This is a genomic window from Sphingobacterium gobiense, from assembly GCF_002980575.1.
GTDB lineage: Bacteria > Bacteroidota > Bacteroidia > Sphingobacteriales > Sphingobacteriaceae > Sphingobacterium > Sphingobacterium gobiense.
Genome location: NZ_PVBS01000020.1, coordinates 1 through 256 on the forward strand (window position 1 = coordinate 1; position 256 = coordinate 256).

The following is a 256-nucleotide window of genomic DNA, read 5'->3' on the forward strand; positions in this document are numbered from 1 at the left end:
CCCCGATTGCGAAGGCAGCTGTCTAGCCCAGCATTGACGCTGATGCACGAAAGCGTGGGGATCGAACAGGATTAGATACCCTGGTAGTCCACGCCCTAAACGATGATGACTCGATGTTAGCGATATAGTGTTAGCGTCCAAGCGAAAGCGTTAAGTCATCCACCTGGGGAGTACGGCCGCAAGGCTGAAACTCAAAGGAATTGACGGGGGCCCGCACAAGCGGAGGAGCATGTGGTTTAATTCGATGATACGCGAG

1 rRNA gene is annotated in these 256 nt (G+C 53.9%); it reads left to right on the plus strand.

The features are described 5' to 3' along the window. Positions 1 to 256, plus strand: a 16S ribosomal RNA gene (locus C5749_RS19415); the annotation flags it as partial.